Origin of the sequence: Citrobacter sp. RHBSTW-00599, from assembly GCF_013784065.1 — a bacterium.
Lineage (GTDB): Bacteria > Pseudomonadota > Gammaproteobacteria > Enterobacterales > Enterobacteriaceae > Citrobacter > Citrobacter braakii.
Window position 1 is genome coordinate 2,709,326 of sequence record NZ_CP056717.1, and the last position, 25,019, is coordinate 2,734,344.

At 52.5% G+C, this 25,019-nt stretch carries 23 protein-coding genes; 18 read left to right on the plus strand and 5 right to left on the minus strand.

What is annotated here, in order from left to right; all coding sequences use genetic code 11:
• Positions 1-46 precede the first annotated feature (46 nt).
• Complete coding sequence (gene tus, locus HV243_RS13215; RefSeq protein WP_053389099.1) at positions 47-976, plus strand: DNA replication terminus site-binding protein; 930 nt, start codon at positions 47-49, stop codon at positions 974-976.
• On the opposite strand, the gene fumC is transcribed toward tus, so the two are convergent.
• Positions 973-2,376 (minus strand): class II fumarate hydratase, encoded by a 1,404-nt coding sequence (gene fumC / locus HV243_RS13220; RefSeq protein WP_053389100.1) that lies wholly within the window; start codon positions 2,374-2,376, stop codon positions 973-975. The two genes, tus and fumC, sit on opposite strands and share 4 nt — an antisense overlap.
• Positions 2,377-2,517: 141 nt before the next feature.
• Complete coding sequence (gene fumB, locus HV243_RS13225) at positions 2,518-4,164, minus strand: class I fumarate hydratase (protein ID WP_053389101.1); 1,647 nt, start codon at positions 4,162-4,164, stop codon at positions 2,518-2,520.
• 262 nt (positions 4,165-4,426) lie between these two features.
• Between fumB and manA the strand changes: the two genes are divergently transcribed.
• A complete protein-coding gene (gene manA, locus HV243_RS13230; protein ID WP_049268629.1) occupies positions 4,427-5,602 on the plus strand; it encodes a mannose-6-phosphate isomerase in 1,176 nt (391 codons plus the stop codon).
• Positions 5,603-5,708: 106 nt separating this feature from the next.
• The gene (locus HV243_RS13235) at positions 5,709-7,217 is read left to right on the plus strand and encodes a YdgA family protein (protein ID WP_053389114.1); all 1,509 of its coding nucleotides are present in this window, start codon (positions 5,709-5,711) and stop codon (positions 7,215-7,217) included.
• 45 nt (positions 7,218-7,262) lie between these two features.
• Here the strand turns inward: HV243_RS13235 and HV243_RS13240 are convergent, their stop codons facing one another.
• Entirely contained in the window at positions 7,263-8,291 is a 1,029-nt protein-coding gene (locus HV243_RS13240) for a Mal regulon transcriptional regulator MalI (protein WP_016153014.1), read from the minus strand.
• A 169-nt stretch (positions 8,292-8,460) separates the two neighbouring features.
• Here HV243_RS13240 and malX point away from each other — a divergent pair, with 169 nt between their 5' ends.
• The 3 genes from malX to add all read left to right on the plus strand — a co-directional run bounded on the left by malX (position 8,461) and on the right by add (position 12,338).
• On the plus strand, positions 8,461-10,053 hold the full coding sequence (malX, locus tag HV243_RS13245; RefSeq protein ID WP_016153013.1) for a maltose/glucose-specific PTS transporter subunit IIBC: 1,593 nt from the start codon (positions 8,461-8,463) through the stop codon (positions 10,051-10,053).
• A gap of 10 nt (positions 10,054-10,063) precedes the next feature.
• Positions 10,064-11,236, plus strand: coding sequence for a MalY/PatB family protein (locus HV243_RS13250; protein WP_053389102.1), 1,173 nt, complete (start codon positions 10,064-10,066; stop codon positions 11,234-11,236).
• A 100-nt stretch (positions 11,237-11,336) separates the two neighbouring features.
• A complete protein-coding gene (add, locus tag HV243_RS13255; protein WP_053389103.1) occupies positions 11,337-12,338 on the plus strand; it encodes an adenosine deaminase in 1,002 nt (333 codons plus the stop codon).
• Between the two features lie 52 nt (positions 12,339-12,390).
• Here the strand turns inward: add and HV243_RS13260 are convergent, their stop codons facing one another.
• Complete coding sequence (locus HV243_RS13260; protein ID WP_016153010.1) at positions 12,391-13,431, minus strand: oxidoreductase; 1,041 nt, start codon at positions 13,429-13,431, stop codon at positions 12,391-12,393.
• Between the two features lie 241 nt (positions 13,432-13,672).
• Between HV243_RS13260 and blr the strand changes: the two genes are divergently transcribed.
• From blr to gstA, 12 genes are all read left to right on the plus strand, one after another.
• Positions 13,673-13,798 (plus strand): division septum protein Blr, encoded by a 126-nt coding sequence (gene blr, locus HV243_RS13265; RefSeq protein WP_019076739.1) that lies wholly within the window; start codon positions 13,673-13,675, stop codon positions 13,796-13,798.
• Positions 13,799-14,091: 293 nt separating this feature from the next.
• Complete coding sequence (gene ydgT / locus HV243_RS13270) at positions 14,092-14,307, plus strand: transcription modulator YdgT (protein WP_003832804.1); 216 nt, start codon at positions 14,092-14,094, stop codon at positions 14,305-14,307.
• Positions 14,308-14,398: 91 nt separating this feature from the next.
• Complete coding sequence (locus HV243_RS13275) at positions 14,399-14,839, plus strand: DUF2569 domain-containing protein (protein WP_016153009.1); 441 nt, start codon at positions 14,399-14,401, stop codon at positions 14,837-14,839.
• Positions 14,840-14,915: 76 nt separating this feature from the next.
• Positions 14,916-15,497, plus strand: a complete 582-nt coding sequence (gene rsxA, locus HV243_RS13280; protein WP_003029144.1) for an electron transport complex subunit RsxA — start codon at positions 14,916-14,918, stop codon at positions 15,495-15,497.
• Entirely contained in the window at positions 15,497-16,075 is a 579-nt protein-coding gene (gene rsxB / locus HV243_RS13285) for an electron transport complex subunit RsxB (RefSeq protein ID WP_006684670.1), read from the plus strand. The genes rsxA and rsxB overlap by 1 nt, the downstream gene beginning before the upstream one ends.
• Positions 16,068-18,185: an electron transport complex subunit RsxC gene (gene rsxC, locus HV243_RS13290; protein WP_149330451.1), complete on the plus strand. Its 2,118-nt coding sequence runs from the start codon at positions 16,068-16,070 to the stop codon at positions 18,183-18,185. Before rsxB ends, rsxC begins: the two co-directional genes overlap by 8 nt.
• Entirely contained in the window at positions 18,186-19,238 is a 1,053-nt protein-coding gene (gene rsxD, locus HV243_RS13295; RefSeq protein ID WP_047417613.1) for an electron transport complex subunit RsxD, read from the plus strand.
• A 9-nt stretch (positions 19,239-19,247) separates the two neighbouring features.
• Positions 19,248-19,868, plus strand: coding sequence for an electron transport complex subunit RsxG (gene rsxG / locus HV243_RS13300; protein WP_053389105.1), 621 nt, complete (start codon positions 19,248-19,250; stop codon positions 19,866-19,868).
• A 3-nt stretch (positions 19,869-19,871) separates the two neighbouring features.
• Positions 19,872-20,564 carry an electron transport complex subunit E gene (locus HV243_RS13305; RefSeq protein ID WP_016153005.1) on the plus strand — a complete coding sequence of 231 codons (693 nt, stop codon included), beginning with the start codon at positions 19,872-19,874 and terminating at the stop codon, positions 20,562-20,564.
• Positions 20,564-21,199, plus strand: a complete 636-nt coding sequence (gene nth / locus HV243_RS13310) for an endonuclease III (protein ID WP_016153004.1) — start codon at positions 20,564-20,566, stop codon at positions 21,197-21,199. The genes HV243_RS13305 and nth overlap by 1 nt, the downstream gene beginning before the upstream one ends.
• Positions 21,200-21,812: 613 nt before the next feature.
• Positions 21,813-23,318, plus strand: a complete 1,506-nt coding sequence (dtpA, locus tag HV243_RS13315) for a dipeptide/tripeptide permease DtpA (protein ID WP_016153003.1) — start codon at positions 21,813-21,815, stop codon at positions 23,316-23,318.
• A 104-nt stretch (positions 23,319-23,422) separates the two neighbouring features.
• Positions 23,423-24,028 carry a glutathione transferase GstA gene (gene gstA / locus HV243_RS13320; protein WP_016153002.1) on the plus strand — a complete coding sequence of 202 codons (606 nt, stop codon included), beginning with the start codon at positions 23,423-23,425 and terminating at the stop codon, positions 24,026-24,028.
• A gap of 83 nt (positions 24,029-24,111) precedes the next feature.
• Here gstA and pdxY read toward each other — a convergent pair whose 3' ends face one another.
• Positions 24,112-24,972 (minus strand): pyridoxal kinase PdxY, encoded by an 861-nt coding sequence (gene pdxY / locus HV243_RS13325; RefSeq protein WP_053389106.1) that lies wholly within the window; start codon positions 24,970-24,972, stop codon positions 24,112-24,114.
• Between the last annotated feature and the right edge of the window lie 47 nt (positions 24,973-25,019).

A 25,019-nucleotide genomic window follows, 5' to 3' on the forward strand; every position in this document is an offset into this window, starting at 1 on the left:
GAGGTTGTGCTATAAAAAAGTATGTTGTAACTAAAATGGTAAATCTATGGCCCGTTACGATCTCGTCGACCGCCTGAACGGCACCTTCCGCCAGATGGAGCAAGAGCTGGCGCTTCTGAACGACAATCTTTTGCAGCAAACGCTGCTGATTGCGCGCGTCTTCTCGTTACCGGAAGTAGTCAAAGAGGCAGAGCATGCCCCACTGCAGAACATTGATGTTAAGCAACATTTAGGTAAAGAGGCTGAAGCGCTGGCGCTACGCCACTATCGTCATCTGTTTATCCAGCAACAGTCCGAGAATCGTAGCAGCAAAGCGGCCGTCCGCCTGCCAGGCGTACTGTGTTATCAGGTAGATAACGCAGCTCAGCGCGCTCTGGAAGAGCAAATACAGCGTATTAACCAGCTAAAAACCACCTTCGAGCGCATTGTCACGGTGGAATCAGGGCTGGCACCGGCAGCGCGTTTCGAATGGGTGCATCGCCATCTGCCGGGACTGATTACACTGAATGCCTATCGTACGCTCACCCTTGTCAGAGAGCCTGCCACCCTGCGATTTGGCTGGGCCAACAAGCACATTATTAAAAATCTGAAACGTGATGAAGTACTACAGCAACTGGAAAAAAGCCTGACGTCGCCGCGCAGCGTACATCCCTGGACGCGGGAAGAGTGGCAGGCGAAGCTTGAACGGGAATATCAGGATGTCGCCGCCCTGGGCCAGCAGGCGCGCCTGAAGATTAAACGGCCGGTAAAAGTGCAGCCCATCGCCCGCGTCTGGTACAAAGGAGAACAAAAGCAGGTGCAATATGCCTGCCCGACGCCCTTGATCGCGTTGCTCAACAATGAAAACGGCATGACCGTACCAGATATCGGCGAGTTACTGAATTATGATGCCGACAATGTTCAGCATCGTTTTAAACCTCAGGCGCAGCCGTTGAGATTGATTATTCCCCGGCTGCACCTGTACGTTGCGGATTAACTGCCTGGCCGCATACTGCCAACCATCAGTTCCGGGCGTACCCAGCTGTCAAACTCCGCTTCGGTTAGATACCCCAGCGCCAGGGCGGAGGCTTTTAACGTCAGCCCCTCTTTGTGCGCCTTTTTGGCAATTTCAGCGGCTTTATCATAACCGATATGGGTATTGAGCGCGGTCACCAGCATTAGCGACTCGTTGAGCAGTTGATCGATTCGTTCACGATTAGGCTCGATTCCTGTCGCGCAGTGCTCGTTAAAGCTTTCCATACCGTCAGCCAGCAGACGCACCGACTGCAGGAAATTGTGGATGACCATTGGTCGGTAAACGTTGAGCTCAAAATTACCTGACGCTCCGCCCATGTTGATGGCGACATCGTTGCCCATTACCTGACAGCAAAGCATGGTGAGCGCTTCACACTGGGTAGGATTGACCTTACCCGGCATAATGGAGCTGCCCGGTTCATTTTCTGGAATCGAAATTTCGCCAATCCCGCAACGCGGACCGGATGCCAGCCAGCGCACATCGTTGGCGATTTTCATCAGCGATGCCGCCAACCCTTTTAGCGCGCCGTGGGCATGAACCAGTGCATCGCAGGTAGCTAGCGCTTCAAATTTATTCGGTGCGGTAACGAACGGCGCACAGGTAATGTCCCGCAATTCATCCGCGACCCGACGGGCATATTCCGGATGCGTGTTCAGTCCGGTCCCTACCGCGGTTCCTCCCAGCGCCAGTTCCGCCACGTGGGGTAAGCTGTTTTCAATGTGTCTGAGGTTATGTTCAAGCATTGCCACCCAGCCGGAAATCTCCTGGCCAAGCGTAAGCGGGGTTGCATCTTGCAGATGTGTACGACCGATTTTGACGATATCCGCGAAAGCGTGTGATTTATCACTGAGCGTTTTGGTTAACACATTTAACTGCAGGATCAGTGAGTTACGCAGCGCCAGCAGCGCGGCAACGTGCATTGCGGTCGGGAACACATCATTCGAGCTTTGGCTTTTATTAACATCATCGTTGGGGTGAACTTTCCGTTCCATCCCCCGCACGCCGCCCAGCAACTCGCTGGCCCGGTTTGCCAGCACCTCGTTCATGTTCATATTGCTTTGCGTACCTGACCCGGTTTGCCAGATGGCCAGCGGAAACTCATCGCGGTGTTTATCCGCCAACACCTCATCTGCGGCCTGCATAATAGCCCTGGCTTTATCCTCCGCCAGCAGCCCGAGATCCTGGTTAACCTTTGCTGCGGCGCGTTTCGTCAGCGCCAGCGCATGGATCAGCGAGACCGGCATTTTCTCCGTAGAGATACGAAAATGCTCCAGCGAACGTTGGGTTTGCGCGCCCCAAAGCTTATCGGCTGGAACATCAATCGCCCCCATTGAATCATTCTCGCGGCGTACCGTTACCATTACCTGCTCCTTACATTAACAATTGATTAGGTTATGTTTCGACATTGCCCATTTGCATTGGTCTTATGAGTATTAACGAGGATTAATCTGTCGTTTGGTGGTTCGTGCGGTAAAAAAAACCGCCCCGAAGGGCGGCTGACGTTACTTAACGCAGCGTGCGCACTGCGACGTCTGAATCTGCTTGAAGAAATCGTTGCCTTTGTCATCCACCAGGATAAACGCCGGGAAATCTTCCACTTCAATTTTCCAGATGGCTTCCATCCCCAGTTCAGGGTATTCCACACACTCCAGACTCTTGATACTGCCCTGGGCCAGCACCGCTGCCGGGCCGCCGATACTGCCTAAGTAGAAGCCGCCATGCTTATGACAGGCATCGGTCACCTGCTGGCTGCGGTTGCCTTTCGCCAGCATGATCATGCTGCCACCTGCGGACTGAAGCTGGTCAACATACGAATCCATACGCCCTGCCGTGGTTGGTCCAAGTGAACCAGAGGCATAACCTTCCGGCGTTTTTGCCGGGCCAGCGTAATAGATCGGATGATCTTTAACATACTGCGGCAAACTTTCGCCGTTATCCAGCCGTTCTTTCAGTTTCGCATGCGCAATATCACGGCCAACAATAATGGTACCGTTAAGCGACAGACGTGTAGAAACCGGGTACTGCGACAGCTGAGCCAGGATCTCTTTCATCGGACGATTGAGGTCAACGCGTACCGCTTCGCCTTCTCCCGCCTGGCGCAACTCTTCTGGTATATATTTGCCTGGATTATGCTCCAGTTTTTCGATCCAGATACCTTCACGGTTGATCTTAGCTTTGATATTTCGATCGGCTGAGCAAGAAACGCCCATACCAACCGGACACGACGCACCGTGACGCGGCAGGCGGATCACGCGGATATCATGAGCGAAATACTTCCCGCCGAACTGCGCGCCCAGCCCCAAATTCTGTGCCTCAATCAGCAGCTCTTTTTCCAGCGCCACATCGCGGAAAGCCTGACCATGTTCGTTACCTTCGGTCGGCAGCTCATCGTAATATTTAGCCGACGCCAGTTTCACCGTTTTCAGCGTGGCTTCCGCTGACGTTCCACCGATCACAAACGCAATGTGATACGGCGGACAGGCCGCTGTTCCCAGCGTTCGCATTTTCTCAACCAGGTAATTTTTTAATTTGCCCGGCGTGAGCAGCGCTTTGGTCTCCTGGTACAGATAGGTTTTGTTCGCCGAACCACCGCCTTTGGCAATACACAGGAATTTGTATTCATCGCCATCGACGGTATACAAATCTATCTGTGCCGGCAGGTTGGTACCGGTGTTCACCTCTTTATACATATCCAGCGCGGCGTTTTGTGAATAGCGCAGGTTATCTTCGATGTAGGTGTTATACACACCGCGCGCCAGCGCAGCTTCATCACCGCCGCCGGTCCAGACGCGCTGACCTTTTTTACCCACGATAATCGCGGTGCCGGTGTCCTGACAGGTCGGCAAAATACCTTTTGCCGCAATATCAGAATTCCGCAGGAATTGCAGGGCCACATATTTGTCGTTTTCGCTGGCCTCCGGGTCACGCAGAATGTCGGCCACCTGCTGCTGATGCGCAGGACGCAGCATAAACGATGCATCATGGAAGGCCTGACGAGCCAGCAGCGTTAAGGCTTGCGGCGCGACTTTAACGATCTCCTGCCCTTCAAATTCGGCAACGGAGACATGGTCGCTGGTCAGCAGATAGTATTCGGTATCATCCTTTTTGAGGGGGAAAGGATGCTGATAATGAAAGGGTTTGTTTGACATTGTGCTCTCACTTACTGCTCGGTCTGGTTATTCTCTGGGCAGATGTTCCATTGCCCTGCTTCCCTGCCGCAGGTCGGGTTGTAGAAGGAAAGGCTTTCTGCAACCGGAATTACTCAGGGTATTAAAAGCGAGTCACCATATCCTACACAATTTTTTAACAAAAACTGAGACAAGTACGACTTTTTACATGTGCAGGTTACTTCGCTCAGGGTTTCTTGGTTTAATAGCCGTAGAAAATTCCACATTGAAACAGGGCTTGAGAATGCAAAAACTCATCAACTCAGTGCAGAACTACGCCTGGGGAAGTAAAACTGCGTTAACGGAACTTTATGGGATTGCCAACCCCACTCAGCAACCGATGGCTGAGCTGTGGATGGGCGCGCATCCGAAAAGCAGTTCGCAGGTTCTGGACGCTAACGGCCAGACGGTCGCTCTGCGTGATGTCATCGAACACGATAAATCCGCACTGTTAGGCGATGCCGTTGCGAAACGCTTTGGTGAACTGCCTTTCCTGTTTAAAGTGCTGTGCGCCGCGCAACCTCTTTCGATTCAGGTTCATCCTAACAAGCACAACTCTGAAATCGGATTTGCCAAAGAAAACGCGGCGGGGATCCCGATGGATGCCGCCGAGCGCAATTACAAAGATCCTAACCACAAACCGGAACTGGTTTTTGCTTTGACACCGTTCCTGGCGATGAACGCATTCCGCGAGTTCTCTGACATTGTCGCATTGTTACAACCGGTTTCCGCCGCGCATCCGGCTATTGCGCATTTCCTGCAGGAACCGAGCGCGGAACGTCTGAGCTATCTTTTCGCCAGCTTGCTGAATATGCAGGATGAGGAGAAATCCCATGCGCTGGCGATCCTGAAATCGGCGCTGAACAGCCAGCAGGGTGAACCGTGGCAAACCATTCGCCTGATCGCCGATTTCTATCCGAATGACAGCGGGCTCTTCTCCCCGCTGCTGCTCAATGTGGTGAAACTCAATCCTGGCGAAGCGATGTTCTTATTTGCCGAAACCCCACACGCCTACCTGCAAGGTGTGGCGCTGGAGGTAATGGCTAACTCGGACAACGTGCTGCGCGCCGGACTGACGCCAAAATACATTGATATCCCGGAGCTGGTCGCCAACGTTAAGTTTGTCGCCAAGCCAGCCAATCAACTGCTGACCACGCCAGTTAAGACTGACAGCGAACTGGACTTCCCCATTCCGGTCGACGATTTCGCGTTCTCCTTGCATGAACTGACCGCCAATGGCGCAGATATCAACCAGCAAAGTGCGGCCATTTTGTTCTGCATCGAAGGTGAAGCCGTGCTGAGCAAGGGCGAGCAGCGTCTGGTGCTGCAGCCGGGTGAGTCGGCCTTTATTAGCGCGAATGAATCGCCGGTAAACGTCAGCGGCACGGGCCGTTTAGCTCGGGTTTATAACAAGCTGTAGCAAGATACTGATATTTTTAACAACTCTTGCTAAGCTGTAGTGAGTTAAAGACATGTCACTCCTCCAGGCGTCTTCAAACGCCTGGTTTTATTTTATGGATATCAAAATGAAAAAATCGCTGGTAGCTGCGGGTGTGGTGGTTGCACTGGGTATCGTCTGGACGGGCGGCGCCTGGTACACAGGAAAGAAACTCGAAACGCATCTCGCCGAGATGGTGACGCAGGCAAACGATCAGTTAAAACGCTACTCCCCAGAGGCGGGCATTGAACTGAGTTATCAAAACTACCAGCGCGGCGTGTTCAATAGCCAACTGCAGTTGGTGGTGAAACCTGTTGCCGGGCAGGCAGATTCCTGGCTGAAACCGGGACAAAGCATCGTCCTGAATGAAACCGTGGATCACGGTCCTTTCCCGCTGGCTCAGCTGAAATCACTGAATCTTGTTCCGGCAATGGCCTCCGTGAAAACGACGCTGGTCAATAACGACGTGACGAAACCGCTGTTTGATATTGCCAAAGGTGAGACGCCATTCATCATTAATTCCCGTATTGGCTACAGTGGGGATACCCGTTCCGATCTCTCCCTCAAACCGCTGAACTACGAGAAAGGCGACGAAAAAGTGGCCTTTAGCGGCGGGGAGTTCCAGTTTACGGCTGATAAGGATGGTAATGCGGTGTCGCTGACTGGCGAGGCGCAAAGTGGCCTGGTTAATGCCGTCAATGAGTATGATCAGAAAGTACAAGTTACTTTCAATAACCTGAAAACTGAAGGTTCCAGCAGTATCGCAAGCTTTGGTGAGCGCATCGGCGATCAGAAATTGTCCCTCGAAAAACTGTCGATTTCAGTTGAGGGCAAAGAGTTGGCGGTGCTGGAAGGCATGGGTATCGATGGCAAATCCGATCTGATTAACGATGGCAAAACCGTCAACAGCCAGTTGGATTACACCCTGAACAGCCTTAAATTGCAGGGCCAGGATATGGGGAGCGGTAAGCTGACGTTGAAAGTTGGCCAGATTGACGGTGAAGCACTGCACAAGTTCAGCCAGCAGTACAGCGCCCAAACCAAAGCGCTGATGGCGCAGATTGATGTGGTCCAAAATCCTGAGCTTTATCAGCAGAAAGTCACCGAAGCCTTCTTTAATGCGCTACCGATTCTGATGAAAGGCGAACCGGTTGTCACCATTGCTCCACTGAGCTGGAAGAATGCAAAAGGTGAAACCACATTTAATCTGTCACTGCTGCTAAAAGATCCGACCGCAAACACGGTGGAGCCGCAAACGCTGGCCCAGGAAGTGGATCGTTCCGTCAAATCGCTGGATGCGAAACTGACCATCCCTGTCGATATGGCGACTGAGTTCATGACGCAAATTGCCAAACTGGAAGGATATCAGCAGGAAGAAGCGGCTGGTCTGGCGAAGCAACAGGTTAATGGCCTGGCGGCGATGGGGCAGATGTTCCGCATTACGACTTTGCAGGACAACGTTATCGGCACCAGCCTGCAATACGCAAACGGCCAGGTGACGCTGAACGGACAAAAAATGCCGCTGGATGAGTTTGTTGGTATGTTCGGTATGCCTTCTCTTACACAGCCGGATACCCCTGCCATCCCGCAACAATAATCACTCGTCAGTGACAGGCCCGATAACAGTGTTTATCGGGCTTTTTTATTTCGCCGCCACCAGACGAGCGGAAAGCGTCAGATTGCGTGAATGACCTTCATCGTGGGCAATGCGTTGTAGCATACGTTCAGCAAGGGTGTATCCCATTTCACGCGCGGGCGAACAGGCCCAGGTAATCGGGATATCGTCCAACGCGTTTTCCGCCACATCAGCGAATCCGGCCAACGATATTTGCTGTTCGAAATAGCGATCGACACCAATTTCACCACTCTGACGTCCTGCTCTCATCAGGCCAAACCAGGCGCCTATGGCGATTATTTCGTTGTAGCACACCACCGCGCTGATCGTGGGATTGCGGCGTAACAGCGCCGTTACCTCTTCTGCGGCCTGCTTCTGGCTGGATGAACACTCCAACACCCAGTCGCTATGAAACGGTAAACCATATTTTAGTAAGGTTGCACAATAACCGCCGACGCGCTCTGCGCGAGTCAATGAAGAACTCTGCCCGCCCAGCCAGGCAATACGCTGGTGTCCGTGGCGGATAAGATGTTCAACCAGTAACTGTGCAGCCTGCATGTTATCGGGCCTGACGGTGTCTGCGTCATCCATGTAGCTGGCGCGTGATGCAAATACCACCGGGATCCCTTTATCAGCGGCCAACTGTTGCAGCGCATCACTGCTGCCAGCGGCCCCGGCAATGACCACGCCATCCACCCCTTGGTTGAGTAGCATCGCGAAACGCTGCGCCAGCTGCTCCCCATCTTTACCGCCGTGCAGTAAGAAGACCATGCGCCCCTGCGCTTCCAACGCTTCCGTCAGACCCGCCGTCAGCTCGGCGTAAAACGGCGTTGAAAGATCACGTACAATCAAACCAACTACTCCGCTCTGCCCGCCGCGCAGCGCTGATGCCTGGCGGTTACGCACAAACCCCAGTTGCTCAATAGCAGCATTCACCCGCTCCCCGGTCGCTGATGAAATTCGCCCTTTTCCACTGAGCACCAATGAGACGGTGCTGACCGAAACCCCCGCAGCCAGCGCAACATCATGGATGGTTATTTTTTTGGCTATAGCCATAAAAACAGAAAACTCCCTGATAACGTGACGGATAAAACGTTTTATCAATCACTTATATTTATACCCCCTATTATCGTTCGATAATGTGATTTATACCGCACTAAAATTAGGTAAAACGTTTTATCTTCTCGCCATCATTAGTCAGCTAGCCTTTACAAGGAGTCGTTTGATGACGGCGAGAACCACACCAAAAATAACGTTATGGGAATTTTTCCAGCAGTTGGGCAAAACCTTTATGCTGCCTGTAGCGCTGCTTTCATTTTGCGGGATCATGTTGGGGATCGGCAGCTCGTTGAGCAGCCATGATGTCTTAACGCTGATCCCGGCGTTGGGGAATCCGGTGCTTCAGGCCATCTTTACCTGGATGAGTAAAGTTGGCTCATTTGCGTTTAGCTTCCTGCCAGTCATGTTCTGTATTGCCATTCCTCTGGGCCTGGCGCGCGAGAACAAAGGCGTTGCGGCGTTTGCCGGTTTTGTCGGTTATGCGGTCATGAACCTCGCCGTCAATTTCTGGTTAACCGCCAAAGGTATCTTACCCACCACAGATGCGGCGATCCTGAAAGCCAACAACGTGCAAAACATTCTGGGGATCCAGTCGATCGACACCGGGATCCTCGGTGCCGTTATTGCCGGGATCATTGTCTGGATGCTGCATGAACGCTTCCACAACATTCGTCTGCCGGATGCGCTGGCGTTTTTCGGTGGTACGCGCTTTGTGCCTATCATCTCCTCGGTGGTGATGGGATTGGTCGGGCTGGTCATTCCCCTGATTTGGCCGGTTTTCGCCATGGGCATTACCGGACTCGGTCACATCATCAATAGCGCGGGGGAATTTGGTCCTATGCTGTTTGGTACCGGTGAACGTCTGTTGCTGCCTTTTGGCCTGCACCATATTCTGGTGGCACTCATTCGCTTCACCGAAGCTGGCGGCACACAGGAAGTCTGCGGCCATAGCGTGAGCGGCGCACTGACTATTTTCCAGGCTCAACTGAGCTGCCCGACAACGCAAGGTTTCTCTGAAAGCGCAACACGCTTCCTGTCCCAGGGTAAAATGCCGGCGTTCCTCGGCGGTTTACCGGGTGCAGCATTAGCCATGTACCACTGCGCACGTCCTGAAAATCGTCATAAAATTAAAGGGTTATTAATTTCTGGTCTGATTGCCTGTGTCATCGGCGGTACAACTGAACCACTCGAGTTCTTATTCCTGTTCGTCGCTCCGGTTCTGTATGTAATCCACGCCCTGCTAACCGGTCTTGGCTTCACCGTGATGGCAGTGCTTGGCGTCACTATCGGTAACACTGACGGTAACCTGATTGACTTCGTGGTGTTCGGCATCCTGCACGGATTGTCCACCAAGTGGTACCTGGTCCCTGTTGTCGCGGCTATCTGGTTTGCGGTGTACTACGTGATCTTCCGCTTCGCCATCACGCGTTTCAATTTGAAGACGCCGGGCCGTGAAGTCGAAATTGCCAGCAATATCGAAAAAGTAATGGCCGGAGCGCCTGGTAAATCAGGTTACAACGTCCCTGCCATTCTGGCGGCGCTGGGCGGCGCGGAAAACATTGTCAGCCTTGATAATTGCATCACCCGTCTGCGCTTGTCAGTGAAAGATATGTCGCTTGTTAACGTACAGGCTCTGAAGGACAATCGTGCCATTGGCGTAGTACAACTCAATCAGCATAACCTTCAGGTCGTTATCGGTCCGCAGGTCCAGTCAGTGAAAGACGAGATCGCGGTTCTGATGAACACCGTACAGGCTTAAGGACAACAATATGTTTGATTTTTCAAAGGTTGTGGACAGGCACGGTACCTGGTGTACTCAGTGGGATTACGTTGCCGACCGTTTTGGTTCAGCCGACCTGCTGCCATTCACCATCTCCGATATGGATTTTGCCACCGCACCTTGCATTCTGGAGGCGCTGACTCAGCGCCTGTCACATGGCGTGCTGGGTTACAGCCGCTGGAAAAACGATGAGTTTCTGGCGGCGATAAGCCACTGGTTTCTTTCGCGGCATAACACTCAAATAGATCCTCAGTCGCTGGTATATGGCCCCTCGGTCATCTATATGGTGTCGGAGTTGATCCGCCAGTGGTCATCCGTGGGCGATGCGGTGGTTATCCATACTCCGGCGTACGATGCGTTTTACAAAGCGATTGAAGGTAATCAGCGCCAGGTACGCGCAGTCGGACTAGAAAAACGCGCCGACGGCTGGTTTTGCGACATGGTTGCGCTGGAGAAAGCCCTGTCTCGACCTGAAAGCAAAATTCTTCTGCTTTGCAGCCCACAAAACCCAACGGGCAAAGTGTGGACGCGCGACGAGCTGGAAACCATGGCAGAACTGTGTCAGCGCCATGGTGTAAAAGTCATCTCCGATGAGATTCATATGGATATGGTATGGTCAGACCGGCCGCACATCCCGTGGAGTAACGTCGCGCGCGACAGTTGGGCATTGCTCACTTCCGGCTCAAAGAGTTTTAATATTCCGGCACTAACCGGGGCTTACGGACTCATTGAAGATGCTCAAAGCCGCAACGATTACCTCAGCGCGTTAAAAGGCCGCGATGGTCTTTCCTCGCCTGCGGTGCTGGCGCTTAGCGCACATATTGCCGCTTATCAACAGGGTGCAAGCTGGCTTGATGCGCTGCGCGATTATCTTGCCAGCAATCTGCATTACGTTGCACGTGAGCTTAATGCCGCATTCCCCGAACTCAACTGGCAGATTCCGCAATCCACCTATCTGGCATGGATTGACCTGCGTCCGCTCAATATTGATGACCATGCCTTGCAGGATGTTCTCATCCACCAGCAGAAAGTGGCTATCATGCCGGGATACACCTACGGAGAAGAAGGTCGCGGTTTTGTACGTCTCAATGCCGGATGCCCGAGATCCAAGCTTGAAAAAGGCGTTCAGGGGCTGATTAACGCCATCCGCTCTGTACGCTAATTAAGTTTGCGCAATGAAATTATTCATTGCGCAACATAGCTTTTTATCCCGATTTTTTCATATAATACGACGCACTTTACCTAAATACACGAGTGCGACCATGATTGATACTTCCCTCCCCCTGACCGACGTCCATCGCCACCTTGATGGTAACATCCGTGCCCAAACGATCCTGGAACTGGGTCGTCAGTTCAATTTAACGCTTCCGGCACAAACGCTGGAAACGCTGCTCCCTCATGTGCAAGTCACATCAACTGAGCCGGATTTAGTGAGCTTTTTATCCAAGCTCGACTGGGGCGTGAAGGTACTGGCCTCGCTGGATGCGTGTCGCCGCGTGGCATTTGAGAATATTGAGGATGCAGCACGTAACGGCCTGCACTATGTAGAATTACGTTTTTCACCCGGATATATGGCGATGGCGCATCAGCTCCCGGTTGCGGGCGTGGTTGAAGCCGTCATTGCCGGCGTACGCGAGGGCTGCAAGACCTTTGGTGTCGAAGCTCGCTTAATTGGCATTATGAGCCGTACCTTCGGCGAGGCTGCCTGCCTGCAGGAACTGGATGCGCTGTTAGCCCACCGTGACCATATTACGGCGCTGGATCTGGCGGGTGACGAACTGGGTTTCCCGGGCAGTCTGTTCCTGTCGCATTTCAATCAGGCGCGCGACGCCGGCTGGCGTATTACCGTACATGCGGGCGAAGCCGCGGGACCAGAAAGTATCTGGCAGGCTATTAAAGAGCTGGGCGCAGAACGTATTGGTCACGGCGTAAAAGCCGTTGAAGATCGTGCGTTGATGGATTACCTCGCCGAACACCGTATCGGCATCGAATCCTGCCTGACATCGAACATTCAGACCAGCACCGTCGCCTCTCTGGCAACCCACCCGCTGAAAACATTCCTTGAGCATGGCGTTTTAGCCAGCTTGAATACGGACGATCCGGCGGTACAGGGTGTGGATATTATTCACGAGTACACCATTGCCGCGCCAGCAGCAGGACTCACGCGCGAACAGATCCGTCAGGCGCAAATCAACGGCCTGGAAATGGCATTTCTGAGTAACGAAGAAAAACGTGCCCTGCGCGAGAAAGTCACCGCAGCGTGACGGTTAAAGTGCCGGATGAGATGCTGAGCATCACCATCCGGCATTTGCCTAATCAGGCAAGGCACAGCGTCGAGCGATGTTTCGCCGATTCAAGACCCAGCTCAATCAGCTCCATGATTTGAATAGCTTGTCTCGCCGGTACCGGGTTTTCACCGTGACCATTTAGCGCATCACGAATGCCAGCATAGTACGCCGGGTAATTACCCGGTACAGTCAGCCAGGTCTCTTCAACCTGCTCTTCGCCTTCTATTCGCGTCAACACGCCATCGCGCATGTCGTAACCCCAGTCTTCCTGAGGCAGTCGCTCGCCATTTTTCAGACGCTCTTCCTGCGGGTCAAGACCATACTTCACATAGCTGCCACGCGAACCGTGCACGATATAACGGGCCGACTCAGCGGCAGCGAGCATGGTGCCGTGCAGAATCACACGACGCTGCGGATAAGTCAGGATGGCATGGAAGTAATCCGTCGCTTGCGCACCTGGGCGGAGCTGAGCCAGGTCTACCGTCATGCTGACGGGTAAACCAAACAGGTTAATCGCCTGATCCAGAAGATGCGGTGCTAAATCATACCAGATGCCGCTTCCCGGCCCCCCCTGTTCACGCCAGCGGTCACGAACCTGGGGGCGGAATCGATCGAAATGGGATTCGAAATACGCCACCTCTCCCAAAACGCCATCCGCCAGCAGGGCTTTCAACGTCAGAAAATCACTGTCCCAGCGGCGGTTATGGAAAACGGACAGCACGCGGCCAAGGCTACGCGCCAACGCATCCAGTTCGCGTGCTTGTGACAGTGTCACGGTAAAAGGCTTATCAACAACCACATGTTTGCCCGCTTCCAGTGCAGCCTTCGCTAACGGGAAGTGAGTGTCATTAGGCGTGGGGATCACAATCAGGTCGATATTCGGATCGTTAAAAAGGTGTTTAGGCTCAGCAACAACCGCCACCGTTGGCCAGTCTGCCTTCACTTTTGCTTCATCACTACTGGAAACCGCAGCCAGTTCGAGGCCCGGTGTGCCCACAATCAGGGGGGCATGGAAGGTTTTACTGGCGTAACCATAGCCAATTAGCCCAACGCGGATGTTGTCACTCATGTTATAGCCTCTCAATTCAGGACTGACCTATTTCACACCATACCCTGCAACGTCTCAATAGTTTAATAACCATTGCGCTACAAAGGTTGTTTATTAACTTAAGTCAAACATATGCCACTTATGCTTAACTTGCAGCGAAAAAGAGGGAGAAATCGTTCCCAATTATCTTGCTGTATTATTGAGAGATTAGTAACATTTGCAGCCTGTGTTTATGGATAAATCAAAGCAAATGTCATCAGTAATGAATCGTCTTATTGAATTAGCAGGTTGGATTGTTCTCACCGTCTCTGTGATCCTGCTGGGTGTTGCCAATCATATTGACAATTACCAGCCACCGGAGCCCGTTGCTGCTGTGCAGAAGAAATAAGCATCTGCAGTCCCTTATAACCCGGCAATTAACATCGAGTAACGGCAGGGTTTGGCTGCAAAAGATCGAATTTTGTCAAAAAAAGAGAATAATGCCGCATCCCACTCCGGTGCATATTGCCTGCTGTAGCGAAGCGCGTTACCCTTACCGCAGGTGCGCATAGCGCCTGCTTTTCCACAGGTATGAACACTCTTCTCACATTTGCGCGTCAATCCGCTTTTACCTGTGCATGTTGTTTATTATTTATATTTACTACTCCGTTGGTATTATTTTATTAATATGGATTTCCATTTATGACTGTTCAGGATTACTTATTAAAATTCCGCAAAATCAGTTCACTCGAAAGTCTGGAAAAACTGTTCGACCATCTTAACTACACGCTCACCGACGATAGCGACATTATCAATATGTATCGCGCTGCAGACCATCGCCGTGCGGAGCTTATCTCAGGAGGTCGTCTGTTTGATGTTGGTCAGGTACCCAAATCAGTCTGGCATTACGTGCAATAAAGAAGAAAGTAGCGCTCAACGTTAAAAGCTTTATAATAATTGCCCCAAAATGAATGGCATGTTTAATTGCGCGCGTAAACCTGGAGAAGAGATGACTACCACACCGGCACAACGTATCGGGGGCTGGCTACTTGGGCCACTGGCCTGGCTGTTAGTCGCATTGTTGAGCGCTTCGCTGGCGTTATTACTTTATGTCACTGCGCTGGCTACACCGCAAACCTTCCAAACGCTGGGTGCGCAAAGTACGGCAAATTTGCTGTTATGGGGCGTCTCTTTTATTACCGCGATTGCCATGTGGTATTACACGCTGTGGCTGACGATTGCGTTTTTCAAACGCAGAGCCTGTGTGCCTAAGCATTATATTCTATGGCTGCTGATCTCCGTGTTACTGGCGATTAAAGCGTTTGCGTTTTCACCGGTTCCTGACGCCTTTGCCGTGCGCCAACTGCTGTTCCCATTGCTGGCTGCAGCACTGCTGGTGCCCTATTTCAAACGCTCGCAACGCGTTAAATCGACGTTTGTGAATCCGTAATAACCCTACAGTTAACCTGTTGTCGCCTGTTGTAGATTGTCAGATAATAGGCGGCTTTTTTATTTCAGGCCGAAAAATGACTGATTACCTGCTGCTGTTTGTCGGAACTGTACTGGTCAATAACTTTGTACTGGTCAAGTTTCTGGGGCTCTGCCCGTTTATGGGCGTTTCCAAAAAACTGGAAACCGCAATGGGTATGGGCCTTGCCACGACGTTTGTCATGACACTGGCATCCATCTGCGCATGGCTGATTGATACCTGGATCCTCATTCCACTCAATCTCATCTATCTGCGTACGCTGGCTTTTATTCTGGTCATCGCCGTCGTCGTGCAATTTACCGAGATGGTTGTACGCAAAACCAGCCCTGCACTTTACCGCCTGCTGGGGATCTTCCTACCACTGATCACCACTAACTGCGCGGTATTAGGCGTGGCGTTACTAAATATCAACCTCGGTCATAACTTTTTACAGTCGGCGCTATACGGTTTTTCCGCCGCCGTCGGCTTCTCACTGGTGATGGTACTGTTCGCCGCGATCCGCGAACGCCTCGCCGTGGCGGACGTGCCTGCTCCGTTTCGCGGTAATGCGATTGCGCTGATTACCGCTGGTTTAATGTCATTGGCCTTTATGGGCTTTAGTGGTTTGGTGAAGTTGTAATGAATGCTATCTGGATTGCCGTTGCCGCAGTGAGTCTACTGGGTCTGGCGTTCGGCGCTATTTTGGGTTACGCCTCACGACGTTTTGCCGTCGAAGATGATCCTGTCGTGGAGAAAATTGATGAAATTCTCCCGCAAAGCCAGTGTGGACAATGCGGCTATCCGGGCTGTCATCCTTACGCTGAAGCGATCGGCTCCCAGGGCGAAAAAATCAACCGTTGCGCACCCGGAGGCGAAGCGGTGATGTTAAAAATTGCCGCCCTGCTGAACGTCGACCCGCAGCCGATTGATGGTGATGAACACGATGTTACCCCCGTGCGTATGCTGGCGGTCATTGATGAAAATAACTGTATCGGTTGTACAAAGTGCATTCAGGCCTGCCCGGTTGATGCGATCGTGGGCGCGACCCGCGCCATGCACACGGTGATGAGCGATCTCTGCACCGGGTGCAACCTGTGCGTTGACCCGTGCCCGACGCAATGTATCGAATTACGCCCGGTGGCCGAGACACCTGATAGCTGGAAATGGGATTTAAACACCATCCCTGTGCGCATCATTCCCGTGGAACAACATGTTTAAGTTATTCTCTGCATTCAGAAAAAACAAAATCTGGGACTTTGATGGCGGCATTCATCCACCAGAAATGAAGACCCAGTCGAACGGTACGCCGCTGCGACAGGTTCCGCTGGCGCCACGCTTTGTTATTCCGCTGAAACAACATATTGGCGCGGAGGGTGAGCTGTGCGTAAACGTAGGCGACACCGTGCTGCGTGGTCAGGCGTTAACCCTTGGGCGTGGTAAAATGCTTCCGGTACATGCGCCAACGTCAGGCACCGTTGTTGCTATTGCGCCGCATTCTACTGCACATCCATCGGCATTAGCTGAGCTGAGCGTTATTATTGATGCCGATGGCGAAGATCGCTGGATTGAGCGAGACGGCTGGGCCGATTACCGATCCCGCAGCCGGGAAGAGCTGATCGCACGTATTCACCAGTTCGGCGTCGCCGGACTGGGTGGCGCAGGTTTTCCCACCGGTGTTAAGCTGCAGGGCGGCGGAGATAAAATTGAAACGCTGATCATTAACGCTGCTGAATGCGAGCCGTACATTACGGCTGATGACCGCCTGATGCAGGACTGCGCGGCGCAGGTCGTCGAAGGTATCCGCATCCTGGCGCATATTCTTCAGCCACGCGAAATTCTACTGGGCATTGAAGATAACAAGCCACAGGCAATTTCCATGCTGCGCGCGGTGCTGGCTGATTCACACGATATCAGCTTACGCGTGATCCCCACCAAGTACCCGTCAGGCGGGGCCAAACAGTTAACGCAAATCCTGACCGGCAAGCAGGTTCCCCACGGGGGACGCTCTTCAGATATCGGCGTGCTGATGCAAAACGTTGGAACCGCCTACGCGATTAAACGTGCGGTGATTGACGGAGAACCGATTACCGAGCGTGTCGTGACGCTGACCGGCGAAGCCGTCAGCCGTCCGGGCAACGTCTGGGCGCGTTTAGGCACGCCGGTTCGTCATCTGCTCAACGACGCGGGCTTCTGCCCTTCCGCCGACCAGATGGTGATTATGGGCGGGCCGCTGATGGGCTTTACGCTGCCGTGGCTGGATGTACCGGTGGTGAAGATAACCAACTGTCTTCTGGCGCCCTCTGCCAGTGAAATGGGAGAAACGCCGGAAGAGAAAGGCTGCATTCGCTGTAGCGCATGCGCCGATGCCTGTCCGGCCGATCTCCTGCCGCAACAGCTTTATTGGTTCAGTAAAGGGCAGCAGCACGACAAAGCAACAGCGCACAATATCGCGGACTGCATTGAATGCGGTGCCTGCGCCTGGGTATGCCCAAGCAATATTCCACTGGTGCAGTATTTCCGTCAGGAAAAAGCCGAGATTTATGCCATTAGTCAGGAAGAAAAACGTGCCGCTGAAGCGAAAGCGCGATTTGAAGCCCGACAGGCGAGACTAGAACGTGAAAAAGCAGCTCGTCTTGAACGTCACAAAAGCGCTGCCGTTCAGCCTGCGGCTAAAGATCATGATGCCATTGCCGCCGCGCTGGCTCGCGTAAAAGAAAAGCAGGCTCAGGCAATGCAGCCGGTAGTCATTCAGGCTGGCGAAAAACCTGACAATAGTGCCGTGATTGCCGCACGCGAGGCGCGTAAGGCGCAAGCTCGCGCAACCCGGATGGAAAACCCTCCCCAAGCTGGAGGCAGCAGCACAGAGGTCGACCCGCGTAAAGCTGCAGTGGAAGCGGCAATCGCTCGTGCCAAAGCCCGCAAGCTTGAGCAGGAAACCGTAACGGAAACAGCCGAACCGGTGGATCCGCGTAAAGCCGCCGTGGAAGCGGCTATCGCCCGCGCCAAAGCCCGCAAGCTTGAGCAGCAGACGGTTACGGAAACAGCCGAATCGGTGGATCCGCGTAAAGCCGCCGTGGAAGCGGCTATCGCCCGCGCCAAAGCCCGCAAGCTTGAACAGGAAACCGTAACGGAAACGGCCGAACCGGTGGATCCGCGTAAAGCCGCCGTGGAAGCGGCTATCGCCCGCGCCAAAGCCCGCAAGCTCGAGCAGCAGGTGGTTACGGAAACGGTCGAACCGGTCGATCCGCGTAAAGCCGCCGTCGCGGCCGCTATTGCACGCGCTCAGGCAAAGAAAGCCGCCCAGCAGCAGGTTGTAAACGAGGAATAAATGGTATTCAGAATAGCAAGCTCCCCTTATACCCATAACCAGCGCCAGACATCGCGTATCATGATGCTGGTGTTACTGGCTGCATTGCCGGGGATCGCCGCTCAGCTGTGGTTCTTTGGCTGGGGTACGTTGTTCCAGATAGTTCTGGCCGCCATCAGCGCTATCGCCGCCGAAGCGGGCGTGCTTAAACTGCGCAAACAACCCATTGCCGCGATTTTAAAAGACAACTCCGCGTTGCTCACCGGGTTACTGCTGGCCGTGAGTATTCCCCCGCTCGCCCCCTGGTGGATGGTAGTTTTAGGTACGGTATTCGCCGTTATCATTGCTAAACAGCTATATGGCGGCCTCGGTCAGAACCCGTTTAACCCCGCCATGATTGGTTACGTGGTGCTGCTTATCTCATTCCCGGTACAGATGACAAGCTGGCTGCCGCCGCATGAAATTGCGGCGACTGTGCCTGGTTTTTTTGACGCCCTGAACGTTATCTTTAGCGGACATACCGCCAGCGGCGGGGATATGAACACGCTGCGTATGGGTATTGATGGTATCAGTCAGGCAACACCTCTCGATACCTTTAAGACTTCGCTGCATGCGGGACGTACTGTTGAGCAGGTGATGCAATACCCAATCTACAACGGCATGCTTGCAGGTGCTGGCTGGCAGTGGGTTAACCTTGCCTGGCTGGTGGGCGGCGTCGTGTTGCTATGGCAGAAAGCGATTCGCTGGCATATCCCGGTTAGCTTCCTGCTGTCGCTCGCCGTTTGTGCCACTTTAGGCTGGATTTTCTCGCCAGATTCGCTGGCCTCGCCTCAGTTGCACCTACTTTCCGGCGCGACCATGCTGGGTGCATTCTTTATTCTTACCGATCCCGTTACAGCATCAACAACCAACCGTGGCCGCCTGATTTTTGGCGCACTTGCGGGCCTGTTAGTGTGGTTGATTCGCAGTTTTGGCGGTTATCCTGATGGCGTGGCTTTTGCCGTATTGCTGGCAAATATCACGGTTCCCCTGATTGATTATTACACCCGCCCTCGCGTGTACGGACATCGCTAAGGACTCCCTATGCTGAAAACGATTCGTAAACACGGTATTACTCTAGCGCTGTTTGCAGCGGGCTCGACGGGGTTAACCGCGGCAATCAATCAATTAACCAAGTCCACCATTGATGAACAGGCCGCGCTGCAGCAAAAAACGCTGTTCGATCAGGTTCTGCCAGGCGATCGCTACAATAATAACTTGTCCGAAAGTTGTTATCTGGTCGATGCGCAGGCGTTGGGCAAAGGCACTCACCGAGTGTATATTGCCCGCCAGGACGATCGTCCTGTTGCAGCAATTCTTGAAGCTACGGCGCCAGATGGTTATTCCGGGGCTATTCAACTGCTGGTTGGTGTCGATTTTTCGGGTACCGTGTTGGGTACGCGGGTGACCGAACATCATGAAACGCCAGGGCTGGGTGATAAAATCGAACTGCGACTGTCCGACTGGATCACCCACTTTAGCGGCAAAAGGATCGCTGCGGGTAATGACGCTCACTGGGCGGTGAAAAAAGACGGCGGCGACTTTGACCAGTTTACTGGCGCAACCATTACGCCACGTGCGGTAGTTAATGCAGTAAAACGCGCCGGTTTGTATGCGCAGACGCTGCCCGCGCAACTTCCTCAACTTAGCGCCTGTGGAGAATAAACCATGAGCGAAATTAAAGACGTTATTGTCCAAGGGTTATGGAAAAATAACTCCGCGCTTGTGCAGTTACTCGGGATGTGTCCGCTGTTGGCCGTCACCTCGACCGCCACTAACGCGCTGGGCCTGGGACTCGCGACTACGCTCGTCCTGACGCTGACGAACCTGACGATTTCTGCCCTTCGTCGCTGGACACCGCCTGAAATACGTATTCCGATTTATGTCATGATCATCGCCTCCGTGGTGAGCGCGGTGCAAATGTTGATCAATGCCTACGCTTTTGGCCTGTATCAGTCTCTGGGCATTTTTATCCCGCTGATTGTGACCAACTGTATTGTTGTTGGCCGCGCTGAAGCCTTCGCAGCCAAAAAAGGCCCTGCGCTATCCGCACTCGATGGTTTTTCCATCGGCATGGGCGCAACTGGCGCCATGTTTGTTCTGGGCTCGCTACGTGAAATAATTGGTAACGGTACACTCTTTGATGGCGCAGACGGTTTGTTGGGTAGCTGGGCCAAAGTATTGCGCGTTGAGATCTTCCATACCGATACGCCGTTTCTGCTGGCCATGCTGCCACCAGGCGCGTTTATTGGCCTGGGTCTGATGCTGGCAGTTAAGTATCTGATTGATGAGAAAATGAAGAAACGTCGTGCCGAGGCGGCTGTCACGGACAGTCCGGCCGGTGAAACAGGGAATGTGTAATGAACAAAGCAAAACGGCTGGAAATACTGACGCGCCTGCGTGAGAACAATCCGCATCCGACAACCGAGCTAAATTTTACATCGCCGTTCGAACTGCTGATTTCAGTCTTGCTCTCCGCGCAGGCCACCGATGTCAGCGTCAATAAAGCGACAGCTAAGCTCTACCCCATCGCCAATACGCCAGCCGCGATGCTGGAGCTTGGCGTTGAAGGGGTTAAGTCCTACATCAAGACAATCGGTTTGTTTAACAGCAAAGCGGAGAACGTGATTAAAACCTGCCGCATTCTGCTGGAGCAACATAATGGTGAAGTGCCTGAAGACCGGGCTGCATTAGAAGCCCTGCCCGGGGTTGGGCGAAAGACGGCTAATGTGGTGTTAAATACCGCCTTTGGCTGGCCCACTATTGCCGTAGACACCCATATTTTTCGCGTTTGTAATCGTACCCAGTTCGCCCCGGGTAAAAACGTTGAGCAGGTTGAAGAGAAGCTGCTGAAAGTCGTACCCAGTGAATTTAAAGTCGATTGCCATCACTGGTTAATTCTTCATGGCCGCTACACCTGCATAGCCAGAAAGCCGCGCTGCGGTTCCTGCATTATCGAAGATCTTTGCGAATTCAAAGAGAAAGTCGATATCTGATGCTGCCGGGGCATACTGCTTGCCCCTCGCTAACATAACGATTAGTTATGCACTCCCCTGAGTTTATTTTCCCGACAATGATGCCGTTCAACCGCGCATATCTAATGCAATATTCTTGTTAATTAACACCTGAGCAGGTTAATCGTTTTTTTAGTAAAAGAAATTTCTATCTATACGTGATCCAGATCATCCAGATAACACAATGTTAAAAAATATTTATTTTTTAGTTAAAGTGACAATCAGATGACCTAACTGAACAGTTTCTAAACAAAACATTACACTGGCTATTTTTCAGATAATGGCCTATATCACTGGATTCAAGCGCAAATAGCAGAACATATCGCCACATTGCGGTTTTTACCCTGATTAAACAGTGTAAAAATCTGCCATTTTTCAAATGAAGAAATTTAACGCTAGATAACATTTCACAGTCCCGACGATTTCACCAGCCATGATATATGTAACAGATTATTACAAACCACTTGTCTGAATGGTCAAGATAGTGAACATTACTTGCCGTTTCCCCTCCCACTATAACAATCGGACGGATGAACTTGACTCATCACGTGCCTGAACACCCCCGTTGATATGGGATGTAAAAAAAGAGGTAAAAGTGTCTACTGCAAACAATAAACCAACAGAAAGCGTAAGTTTAAACGCCTTCAAACAACCAAAAGCGTTCTATCTCATTTTCTCTATTGAGCTGTGGGAGCGTTTTGGTTATTACGGCCTGCAAGGAATTATGGCCGTCTACCTGGTTAAACAACTGGGTATGTCAGAAGCGGATTCCATCACCCTTTTCTCGTCCTTTAGCGCCCTGGTGTACGGTCTGGTTGCCATTGGCGGCTGGTTAGGTGATAAAGTTCTGGGTACAAAACGTGTCATTATGCTGGGTGCCGTTGTCCTGGCCATCGGTTATGCGTTGGTAGCATGGTCTGGTCACGATGCGGGTATCGTTTATATGGGCATGGCGGCCATCGCGGTCGGTAACGGCCTGTTTAAAGCAAACCCATCATCCCTGCTCTCTACCTGCTATGCCAAAGATGACCCGCGTCTTGATGGTGCATTTACCATGTACTACATGTCCGTCAACATCGGTTCATTCTTCTCTATGCTGGCAACACCGTGGTTGGCTGCGCATTACGGCTGGAGCACCGCGTTCGCTCTGAGCGTCGTGGGTATGCTGATTACCGTTGTTAACTTCGCATTCTGTCAGCGCTGGGTTAAACAGTACGGTTCTAAACCTGACTTTGAGCCGATCAACTTCCGTAACCTGTTGCTGACTATTGTTGGCGTCGTGGTACTGATCGCGATTGCAACCTGGTTGCTGCACAACCAGCAGATCGCTCGTATGGTTCTGGGCGTCATTGCTCTGGGTATCGTGTTTATCTTCGGTAAAGAAGCATTCACCATGCACGGTGCTGCGCGTCGTAAAATGATCGTCGCCTTCATTCTGATGCTGGAAGCGATTATCTTCTTCGTGCTGTACAGCCAGATGCCGACCTCACTGAACTTCTTCGCGATTCGTAACGTTGAGCACTCTATTCTTGGCATTGCTTTCGAACCTGAGCAGTACCAGGCACTGAACCCGTTCTGGATCATCATTGGTAGCCCAATCCTCGCCGCTATCTATAACAAGATGGGCGATACCCTGCCGATGCCAACCAAGTTTGCGATTGGTATGGTGCTGTGTTCCGGTGCGTTCCTGATCCTGCCGCTGGGTGCTAAATTCGCTACCGATGCGGGCATCGTTTCCGTTAACTGGCTGATCATCTGCTACGGTCTGCAAAGTATCGGTGAACTGATGATCTCCGGTCTGGGTCTGGCAATGGTGGCTCAGTTGGTTCCGCAACGCCTGATGGGCTTCATCATGGGTAGCTGGTTCCTGACTACAGCCGGTGCAAACATCATCGGTGGTTACGTAGCCAACATGATGGCTGTACCAGAGAACGTCACTGACCCGCTGATGTCCCTTGAAGTCTACGGTCGTGTGTTCCTGCAGATTGGTGTTGCTACGGCTGTTATCGCTGTTCTGATGCTGCTGACGGCACCGAAACTGAATCGTATGACTCAGGACGATGACGTCAATGAGAAAGCCTCTAAGGCCGCGACAGCGTAATTCTCAGGGAAACTCTTTTTCAGGCCGCTAACTGGTGTTAGCGGCTTTTTTTTTGCCTGAGCTAGCACTACCATACGATATACCTCAGCCAAAAGGAGTTACCGATGAAACTGTTCTACAAACCGGGCGCTTGTTCTCTTGCTTCCCACATCACACTTCGTGAGAGCGGTAAAGATTTCACGCTGGATGGTGTTGATCTGATGAAGAAGCGTCTGGAAAACGGCGATGATTTTTTCGCGGTAAACCCAAAAGGGCAAGTTCCCGCGCTGCTGCTGGATGACGGTACGCTACTGACCGAAGGCGTCGCCATCATGCAATACCTGGCGGACACCGTTCCAGACCGTCAACTCCTTGCCCCGACCAGCAGCCTCTCCCGTTACAAAACCATTGAATGGCTTAACTACATTGCGACAGAACTGCATAAAGGCTTTACCCCACTGTTCCGTCCCGATACGCCGGAAGACTTCAAGCCAACCGTTCGCGCGCTGCTGGAGAAAAAAATGCAGTATGTGAACGACGCGCTGCAAGATAACCAATGGATCTGCGGTTCGCGCTTCAGCATTGCGGACGCCTATTTGTTCACCGTGCTGCGTTGGGCCTATGCGGTTAAGCTGAATATGGCAGGATTAAGCAATATCGATGCGTATATGGCGCGTATGGCTGAACGTCCGGCGGTTGCCGCGGCGTTGAAAGCAGAAGGGTTAAATTAATTGTTGTTGCCGGGAAGCGCTTGCGCTTACCCGGCTTTCAGCCAAACGCAGGCCCGATAAGCGTGAGCGTCATCGGGCATTGCTTACAGCTGCGTCGCGCTGAAGTAGTGTTCAGGCTTCGCGATACAATCCTGCGCAGCCACAACCTGCAGCTCATACTCGTGCATTTTTTTGGTAGCAATCATCACTTCGTACACCGCCGCCGTCACGTGCTCCAGCGCCTGCTGTAAAGACGCGCCCTGCAGCAGTTTAACCAACAATAAGCCGCTGGTGACATCACCTACGCCAACCGGTTGACGTGCGCCAAAATCGACTAACGGTCGGCTGATATGCCATGCCTGTTCAGCAGTAACTAACAGCATCTCGAAACGATCTGCGCTGATACCCGCGCGAGCCAGGTGCTTCACCAGCACAATCTCTGGTCCCTGAGCGATGAGTTCACGCGCTGCCGCAACGGCCTCATTAACATTGTTCACCGCATGCTCGCACAGAATTTCGAGCTCAACCAAATTCGGGGCGATAATATCGCTGGCTGGAAGCGCATGGCGTACATGAAACTCCGCTACGCCCGGCGCGACGATACACCCTTTTTCCGGATGGCCCATCACCGGGTCACAAAAATATTTCGCCTGCGGATTGGCCGCTTTTACTTTGCGTACAATACCCAGAATATGCTCGCCCTGTTCAGCCGAGCCAAGATAGCCACTCAGTATTGCGTCACAAGTCTGGAGTTTATCGATATCGGCAATGCCCTGGACAATGTCAGTCAGATGACTCGGCGGCATAACGCAACCGGTCCATTTGCCGTACTGTGTGTGGTTAGAAAACTGAACGGTATTCAGCGGCCAGACATTTGCGCCAAGACGACGCATTGGAAATTCTGCTGCACTGTTGCCCGCATGACCAAAAACAACGTGGGACTGGATGGCGAGGATATTCTTCATTTTACTTACCACAACCCTGAAAAAATAAAGGGGCGTAGTTTCCCACG

Bases quoted from the DNA above. Each gene is read 5' to 3' on its own strand.
- malX (WP_016153013.1), top strand. From the start codon at position 8,461: ATGACGGCGAGAACCACACCAAAAATAACGTTATGGGAATTTTTCCAG.
- blr (WP_019076739.1), top strand. From the start codon at position 13,673: ATGAATCGTCTTATTGAATTAGCAGGTTGGATTGTTCTCACCGTCTCT.
- HV243_RS13250 (WP_053389102.1), top strand. From the start codon at position 10,064: ATGTTTGATTTTTCAAAGGTTGTGGACAGGCACGGTACCTGGTGTACT.
- HV243_RS13275 (WP_016153009.1), top strand. From the start codon at position 14,399: ATGACTACCACACCGGCACAACGTATCGGGGGCTGGCTACTTGGGCCA.
- nth (WP_016153004.1), top strand. From the start codon at position 20,564: ATGAACAAAGCAAAACGGCTGGAAATACTGACGCGCCTGCGTGAGAAC.
- fumC (WP_053389100.1), bottom strand. From the start codon at position 2,376: ATGGTAACGGTACGCCGCGAGAATGATTCAATGGGGGCGATTGATGTT.
- rsxA (WP_003029144.1), top strand. From the start codon at position 14,916: ATGACTGATTACCTGCTGCTGTTTGTCGGAACTGTACTGGTCAATAAC.
- add (WP_053389103.1), top strand. From the start codon at position 11,337: ATGATTGATACTTCCCTCCCCCTGACCGACGTCCATCGCCACCTTGAT.
- HV243_RS13260 (WP_016153010.1), bottom strand. From the start codon at position 13,431: ATGAGTGACAACATCCGCGTTGGGCTAATTGGCTATGGTTACGCCAGT.
- ydgT (WP_003832804.1), top strand. From the start codon at position 14,092: ATGACTGTTCAGGATTACTTATTAAAATTCCGCAAAATCAGTTCACTC.
- rsxC (WP_149330451.1), top strand. From the start codon at position 16,068: ATGTTTAAGTTATTCTCTGCATTCAGAAAAAACAAAATCTGGGACTTT.
- rsxD (WP_047417613.1), top strand. From the start codon at position 18,186: ATGGTATTCAGAATAGCAAGCTCCCCTTATACCCATAACCAGCGCCAG.
- HV243_RS13235 (WP_053389114.1), top strand. From the start codon at position 5,709: ATGAAAAAATCGCTGGTAGCTGCGGGTGTGGTGGTTGCACTGGGTATC.
- rsxG (WP_053389105.1), top strand. From the start codon at position 19,248: ATGCTGAAAACGATTCGTAAACACGGTATTACTCTAGCGCTGTTTGCA.
- HV243_RS13240 (WP_016153014.1), bottom strand. From the start codon at position 8,291: ATGGCTATAGCCAAAAAAATAACCATCCATGATGTTGCGCTGGCTGCG.
- fumB (WP_053389101.1), bottom strand. From the start codon at position 4,164: ATGTCAAACAAACCCTTTCATTATCAGCATCCTTTCCCCCTCAAAAAG.
- gstA (WP_016153002.1), top strand. From the start codon at position 23,423: ATGAAACTGTTCTACAAACCGGGCGCTTGTTCTCTTGCTTCCCACATC.
- pdxY (WP_053389106.1), bottom strand. From the start codon at position 24,972: ATGAAGAATATCCTCGCCATCCAGTCCCACGTTGTTTTTGGTCATGCG.
- rsxB (WP_006684670.1), top strand. From the start codon at position 15,497: ATGAATGCTATCTGGATTGCCGTTGCCGCAGTGAGTCTACTGGGTCTG.
- HV243_RS13305 (WP_016153005.1), top strand. From the start codon at position 19,872: ATGAGCGAAATTAAAGACGTTATTGTCCAAGGGTTATGGAAAAATAAC.
- tus (WP_053389099.1), top strand. From the start codon at position 47: ATGGCCCGTTACGATCTCGTCGACCGCCTGAACGGCACCTTCCGCCAG.
- manA (WP_049268629.1), top strand. From the start codon at position 4,427: ATGCAAAAACTCATCAACTCAGTGCAGAACTACGCCTGGGGAAGTAAA.